This window comes from uncultured Microbacterium sp., from assembly GCF_913776565.1.
Classification (GTDB): domain Bacteria; phylum Actinomycetota; class Actinomycetes; order Actinomycetales; family Microbacteriaceae; genus Microbacterium.
The window spans coordinates 1-2,933 of sequence record NZ_CAJYPF010000075.1 but is presented as its reverse complement, the minus strand read 5'-3'; the positions used below and the strand labels follow the sequence as shown (position 1 = coordinate 2,933).

2 protein-coding genes are annotated in these 2,933 nt (G+C 70.9%); both read right to left on the bottom strand.

Going from position 1 to position 2,933, the window contains the following annotated elements; translation table 11 throughout:
• Nucleotides 1–95: 95 nt before the first annotated feature.
• On the bottom strand, nt 96–1,397 hold the full coding sequence (locus tag QZ433_RS04425; RefSeq protein WP_295780201.1) for an esterase: 1,302 nt from the start codon (nt 1,395–1,397) through the stop codon (nt 96–98).
• A partial coding sequence (locus QZ433_RS04420) for a bifunctional lysylphosphatidylglycerol flippase/synthetase MprF (RefSeq protein WP_295780200.1) occupies nt 1,394–2,933 on the bottom strand: 1,540 nt, incomplete at its 5' end. The genes QZ433_RS04425 and QZ433_RS04420, both read right to left, overlap by 4 nt.

Genomic DNA, 2,933 nt, shown 5'->3' with positions numbered 1-2,933 from the left:
CCGGCCACGCGACGAGCGCCGGATGCACAGGCGACCGCGTCGCGGCGACACCGAACGTGCCCGGACTCCGCGCGGGCATGGCCCGCGGAGGGATCTCAGGATGCCGGCGCGGCCAGACCGAGAGCCGGCGCGAGCGCCTGGATGGCCCACGCGAGGCTCGCGTCGAGCGTCTCACCCGTATGTCCTCCGCCGTCCACGATGTAGGTCGAGGTCGTGAAGCCGGCCGCCTTCGCCGCCTGCGAGTTCGCGAGCTGTCCGGGGCCGAAGACCGTGTCGGCGCTGCCCCAGGTGAAGATGGCGTTGTGGTCCGTGTAGGTTCCCGGAGCCGCCGCCGCCATGATCACGGAGGGCTTGGCCGCCTGAAAGGCGGCCGCGTCACCGTTGTACACGTCGGCGACCGTCTGGCTGACGTGCTCGGATCCCGGGAACTCGTTGCCCATCACATCGAGCATCTGCCCCCACACGTCGGGGTGCTTCGCGCCGTACAGCGCCGCGCACGAGCCGCCGTTGGAGAAGCCCCCGATTGTCCAGTAGCGGTGGTCGCTGACGATATTGAGGTTCTTCGCCGCCCACTGGGGGACGAGCTGATTGATGTAGGTCGAGACGGCGCCGAACTTCGCCGAGTCCACGCATGCGGGATCGCGGTCGGGCGCGGTCAACTGGTCCACGACAATGGCGATCGGAGCGAGCCCATTGTTCTTCGCGGCGAAGGCATCGAGAGCCTTGGCCAGCGCCGTGGGATCAGGCGACCCGGGCTGTCCCATCATGAAGACGAGCAGCGGCAGAGCCGGGGGGTTGGCGCCGAGCGCGGCGGGGGGAAGGTAGAGAGACGCATCGCGAGCGGCGTACTGGCCCGTGGGGATCTTTGTCGCGCCGGTGAGCGCGCTGACCGAACCCTTCACCGGCATGTCAGCCGGCGGCGTCCAGCTCTGGTAGAGCGTCGCGGGATCACCCACGACCGCGTCCTGAGGCGGTAGCGAAGCGGGGTCGAGCGCCTGCACCCCCAGGATCGCCGCGAGATTGTGCGTGACACCGTAGGAGGCGTTGACACCGAGGGAGCCCGCGAGCAGGGAGGCCAGCACCGTCACAACGCACGCGGTGCGGCGCAGCCAGGGGGCTCGGAACATACCGAGCACTCCTGCACCGATTGCCGCGACCGCCCCGGTCGCCCACCAGATCGCCCCGTGCGGCAGCGGCCCCTGGAAGATGTCCATCGACTCCAGGGTCTTGGTGACGACGAACATGACGACCCCGGATGCCGCCGCGACGGCGCCCGACAGCAGCAGCCGGCGGCGAGGCAGCACGACGACGACGATTAGGGCGAGGGCGGCGACGGCCGTGCTGATCGCCAGCACGGGAGAGTCGATGAGCTCGAACGACAGGACGAACTTGTTCACCGTCGCCCCTCCCAGGCCGTGCGCGCGAGCGCGACCATCTCGCGGCGCGACGCGTCCGGCAGGTACGCGCGCCCGACGGCCGCGCCGATGCCGGGCAACTGCAGGGGATCGCGGTAGGCCAGGGCGAGCGGGCGGTAGCGCGGACGGAACTTGCCCTTGAAGCGGAACAGCGAAGCGAACCCGTAGGCCGGCTCGAGCACTTCGGCGAGCCAGCGCAGCAGGGCCCGCAGCGGAGCAGGATCCCCGTCGGTCGGCTCGTCGGGGTCGTCCGCCAGCGGAGCGCCGGACAGGCTGAGCACCGTGGCCCCTTCCTCCTGCAGCTGCAGCGCGGCCTTGGCGATGAGGAACTCCATCATGCCGTTGGGGCCGTCGGTGCGTCGCCGCATGAAGTCGAGCGTCCACCCGGTGATCTCACCGTCGGTCCAGCTCGGCATCCAACTCGTCACCGCTTCGATGCGGTCGTCGGGGCCGACCGCGAGCAGCAGACGTACCTCGCGGTCGCGCAGCTCGTCGAGCGACCCCAGGGTGAAGCCCATCTCGGGCAGGGCGCGATCGGCGACCCACTCCTCGTCGATCGCGACGACCTGCGACGTCTGCGACACGGTCAGCTCGCTCCACCGGGACCATACGGCGGTATAGCCCTCGCGCTCGGCCCGGGTGAGGGGCTGACGCACCTTCTGCCAGGTCTTGCCGGCGAAGGTCAGGCCGGGGAGGTCCATGACGGTCTCGACCCCGACGGGGACACTGCGCCAGCCCAGGTCGATGAGATCCGCGAGGGTGTCGGCGTGGACGCTGTAGAACGCGGGGATCCAGCCCTGGTCGACGCAGAAGTCGGTGAACGCCCGCAAGGCCTCCGGCCGTCGGCCGGCCGGGGCCAGGGGGTCCGCGACGGCGAGGGCGACATCGCCCACCAGTCGGTAGGCCACCGCGCAGGTGCGATCGGCGGAGTACCAGTGACGGTTGCCCTCCCACGTGCCGAGGAAGCCGAGCGTGTCGCTCCCCCGTCGCAGCAGATCGCGGTAGAGGCCGTCGCCGTCGACGTCGGGACGCTGGATCCGGCGGAAGAGCCAGAGGATCGCGGCGATCACGACCGCCCAGAACAGCACGCCGATCCACTGGTAGGCGAACAGCGCGGGGCCGCTGTGCGGGAAGGCGGGCGAGCCTCCGGGATGGGTGAAAGCCGGGGGCAGGAATCGCCGCAGCGTCAGCAGCAGGAGGTCGGCGACGGACACCTCGCGGTCGAAGGCGCGTCTGCCGATCGACTCGACGACGAACAGGGTCGTGGCGCACACGACGAAGGCCGCACCCACCACGAGGGCGACGGCGCGGGCGGCCCTCGCCGTCGCGCGCACCGTGAAACGCGCGCGCACCACCACCAGCGCCGTCGCGAGGGCGAGGGGGATGACGATGGACGCGAGGGCCCACAAGACGTACTCGGCGCCGCTGCCGTCGACCCACGGGTCGATGCGCAGGCGCCCGTCCAGGAGCGACACGATCGGCAGCACCGCCGACGCGACGAGGACGAACACCGCGACC